Genomic DNA, 4,071 nt, shown 5'->3' on the forward strand with positions numbered 1-4,071 from the left:
CATATAAACACATCCTTCTCTTATCTATATTTTAATGTGTTCGGTCTTTCGTGTCTACAATATTATACTAGCACCAATAAACTCCAATAAATCTTGATTGAAATTCTTAAAATACTTAGAACCTTCAATCTGTCTGAACGATAGTGAGTTATTGAAAGTTCTTAGGATTTTGAGAATTTCAATCTTAGATTTATGGAGTTTATTTAATGTTTCAAAATACTATTACTTCATCCACTTCTTCACTCAGCTGGCTTAGTTACATGAACTGTACCACGCGGATGATGAGGTGGTGCATAAATAGAGTATACTTTAAGCGGTTCATTACCTATGTTCATAATGTTATGCCAAGTACCTGCTGGTATCATAATTGCATACTCATCTTGAACCATTGCTTGAAAATCTAATCTGTTTTTATTTTTCCCCATCTTAACCATTCCTTGACCTTGTTCAACACGTATGAACTGATCAACATCTGGATGGATCTCCAGCCCTATATCATCGCCCACATTGATGCTCATTAAGGTAACCTGCAAATGTTCTCCTGTCCATAAAGCTGTACGAAAATTTTTGTTTTGTATAGTAGCTTCATTAATATTAACTACGTAAGGCCGTGGCCCATAATCTTTTAATGCAATTGGTCCTTCATTGCAATTTTGCATTTGTGGACTATTGGATCTTGAATAATCATCCAGTTCATCCTCAAAAGGAATATATGGACACTGATAGGTTCTATACCCATCATACAAACTGTCCTCGTCATACCTTGATGCATTACTGAAAAAAGGGCACGCATATGTCCTGTGGTTATTATGCATATTGTTCCTTCCTTTTATAATGTTACAAAACCATAATATGCAATAAGGCTTAGAAATGTTAAGGCTACAACTTAAAAATGTTACTTCACAATATTACTTCATCCAAGTTTCAATCCATTAATAATTGTTTTTAAGCTTTCTGCACTATGCTTAAGTTCTTCAACTTCATTCTGTTTAAGAGGAACCTGAAGCTTTTTTTCTATTCCTTTATTAGTTATAACACATGGTATACTTAAAGCTACATCACTAATTCCATATTCACCCTCAAGAGTTGATGATACTGGTAAAATACTTTCTTCATTTAAAAGCATTGCTTTTACAAGTCTACTTACGCTCATTGCAATACCAGCACTCGTATAGCCTTTAAGCTTTAAAACCTCTATACCCGCATCTCTAACTTCTTTGTCTACTTCATCTTTACCAATGTTGTTATTCTCACCAAAAGTTGCATCGAGTTCATCAAAAGGAATTCCGGCAATATTAACACCACTCCAAGCAGTAAATGAAGTTCCTCCATGCTCTCCAAGAACATAACCATGGACATTTTTACTATCCACATTAAATTTTTTACCTATAATCTTTCTCATACGTGCAGTATCAAGAAGTGTTCCTGTTCCAATAATCTTGTTCTTAGGATATCCAAAATACTGCTGGCAATAATAAGTTGCTATATCAACTGGATTTGTTACTACAATTATAATAGCATCCTTAGTATATTTAGTTATGTTTTCCATAATTGATTTCATAACTTTTATATTTGTATCTGCAAGAACCAATCTATCCATCTTGCCACCTATTTTTAAGCTTGGTCCTGCTGTTATTACAACTATTTGAGAATCCTTGCAATCTTCATAACTTCCTGCTCTAACATTTACATTAGGACTATATGCAAAGGATGTTGTATGACTTGCATCTAACGCTTCACCACATGCTTTCTTTTCATTTATATCTACTATAACGACTTCTGACAAAAGATTAAGTGAAAGAACAGAGTTTAGTACAGCTGATCCAACCATACCGGCTCCTACTACAACAAGTTTATTTTTAACAAAATTCATGGTATCACCTCATCGATATTTTACGCACAACGTTATATTCATTTTAGTACAACGTTGTACCCAAGTCAATATTATTTACTTTTGTCTTAAAGTATGTAAAAATAAATATATTAATTCTATTTGAAACGAGTGATTAAAATGGCTACCATAAAAGATGTCGCAAAATTATCCGGTGTTTCTCCAAGCACTGTTTCAATAATTTTAAATGGCAATTCATCTAAGAGAAAAATATCAGAGAAAACTCAAAAAAAAGTTATGAATGCCATCAAAGAGCTTAATTACCATCCGAATATTTCTGCAAGAAAGCTTAGAAATCAAAATGTACCAAGCAACCCTACAATAGCATTATATTGGTCTTCCGATATTCGTGTTAATATAATATCTAGATTTTTAAGAGGATTGCAGGATGAAATCATTAAATCAAATTATAACTTTGATATTGTAATTTGCCCATATAAAACTGACTTTATTCACCTTGAAAAGGGAATTAACACTAATAATATATTTAATGCGGCAATTATAGCTAATATATCTACTGCAGATATGGAATACTTAAACGCAACTACGTCAAAGCTTCCTATAATTTTGTTCAACCGTTTATCTGATAAATACTCCTCAGTAAATGTTAACAACTACAAAATGGGAGAAAAAGCAGCCAACTTATTTACTAAAAAAGGTCATAAAAAAGCCTCTGCTATACTTACTAAATCATTGAATACTGCAATGGATAATAGAAATAAGGGATTTATTGAAACCTGTTATAAAAATAGTATTGAAATTTCATCTGAATACATCTTGGAAGCTGACAATTCAATAGCAGGTGGAGTAAAGGCTGCAAAAAAACTTTTAAAGCTGACAAATATGCCAAAGGCTTTGTTTTGCAATTCGGACAGCATAGCTTTAGGCGCTCTTCACATATTTAATAAGAAACGAATTAAAGTGCCGGAAGATATAGAAATAATTGCAATTGGCATGAATGATTCTGAACACACGGAGTTTAGTACGCCGCCTATTACTATAGTTGATATACCCATTGAAAAGATGGCTGGAAAGTGTATTGAACTTATTTCTAACCTGCTCAATCAAAAACTTGAAAGTCCTACTTCCATTTTATTTGACGGTCCCTTAATAATGAGAGACTCATGCAAGGTGAAGTAATAGTTTTTCAGTACAATTAAAAGCTATTTCCTCATCAAACACAATTTAATGAATGTTTTTTTCCAAAAGGTATTTTATCTAATATTGCAAGCTGATAGTTTGGATTAATTTTAAGTAACCTAAGCATATTTTTCAACCAATCTGCTGTACCTTCATTAATGAAAATATATAACCATTTTTATTTACAATATCCTCTAAATTTTCTTCGTAATTATAATTTGTAATAGGAATTGTTTGAAGTGACATCAGCTCTACGTGTTTTCTTAATGCATCTATATTTATTTCTCGTGCTAATTTAGAAGCTGTCCATCCTCTAAGTGCTAGTAGTTCAGAAATTAATAAAAAGATAAATTCAAGTCCTAAAGTTTACGATTTTATTGAAATAGATAATAGAAACGGTATCATCCATGAGCGAATTAATGGAACAACAATACTGAAGGTACTATCAACTAACCCCTGGAAACTATCAAAAGAAGCTCACAGATTAACAAAGTTACATAAATCAATTCAGCAAAAAATTGATTTTCAATTGCCTAAGTATACAGATAGGCTTAAGTCAAGTATATCAAAAGTAGATTTATTATCTGATGATATAAAAGAAAAGTTATATAACTATATTGATACTCTTCCAGATGATAATATATTATGCCATGGAGATTTTCACCCAGACAACATATTAATAACAAAAGATAACGCAATAATAATTGACTGGATGACTGCAGCAAAAGGAAACCCACTGGCAGATGTGGCACGAACATCAGTAATGCTTAAATTCGGTAATGTTCCTGGAAAATCTCTCATTGAAAAAAGCTTATAGATCTCTTTAGAAAAAAGCTTTATTAAGTTTCGTAACTAGTGAACTATAGATAAACCGCTTCAACTATTGAAATTTATGTGCACCATAATGCCCAGAAGACGGCATTTTGTTACAAGCAAATTTCAAGTTTCAAGGTGGTTTATCTTTATAGATAAACAAGTTGAAAAGTAAAAATTAGTAATAGTAATTTTTACCATAAGCAATAGATTTGATTTGAGCTATG

At 31.9% G+C, this 4,071-nt stretch carries 4 protein-coding genes; 2 read left to right on the plus strand and 2 right to left on the minus strand.

Translation table 11 applies throughout. The annotated features are described in order from the left end of the window. Positions 1 to 239: 239 nt before the first annotated feature. Complete coding sequence (locus tag LQK79_RS20610) at positions 240 to 815, minus strand: cupin domain-containing protein (RefSeq protein ID WP_231017756.1); 576 nt, start codon at positions 813 to 815, stop codon at positions 240 to 242. A 98-nt stretch (positions 816 to 913) separates the two neighbouring features. After that, the gene (locus tag LQK79_RS20615; RefSeq protein WP_231017758.1) at positions 914 to 1,873 is read right to left on the minus strand and encodes an L-lactate dehydrogenase; all 960 of its coding nucleotides are present in this window, start codon (positions 1,871 to 1,873) and stop codon (positions 914 to 916) included. 138 nt (positions 1,874 to 2,011) lie between these two features. Here LQK79_RS20615 and LQK79_RS20620 point away from each other — a divergent pair, with 138 nt between their 5' ends. Together LQK79_RS20620 and LQK79_RS20625 are read left to right on the plus strand one after the other, a co-directional pair. Next, entirely contained in the window at positions 2,012 to 3,031 is a 1,020-nt protein-coding gene (locus LQK79_RS20620; RefSeq protein ID WP_231017761.1) for a LacI family DNA-binding transcriptional regulator, read from the plus strand. A gap of 529 nt (positions 3,032 to 3,560) precedes the next feature. Continuing rightward, positions 3,561 to 3,848: a phosphotransferase family protein gene (locus tag LQK79_RS20625; protein WP_053243485.1), complete on the plus strand. Its 288-nt coding sequence runs from the start codon at positions 3,561 to 3,563 to the stop codon at positions 3,846 to 3,848. The last annotated feature ends 223 nt before the right edge of the window (positions 3,849 to 4,071 follow it).

Source organism: Clostridium guangxiense, assembly GCF_021043395.1.
GTDB lineage: Bacteria > Bacillota > Clostridia > Clostridiales > Clostridiaceae > Clostridium_S > Clostridium_S guangxiense.

Excerpts from the sequence above, each read along its gene's own strand:
- LQK79_RS20620 (WP_231017761.1), top strand. The coding sequence starts at position 2,012 with ATGGCTACCATAAAAGATGTCGCAAAATTATCCGGTGTTTCTCCAAGC.
- LQK79_RS20615 (WP_231017758.1), bottom strand. The coding sequence starts at position 1,873 with ATGAATTTTGTTAAAAATAAACTTGTTGTAGTAGGAGCCGGTATGGTT.
- LQK79_RS20610 (WP_231017756.1), bottom strand. The coding sequence starts at position 815 with ATGCATAATAACCACAGGACATATGCGTGCCCTTTTTTCAGTAATGCA.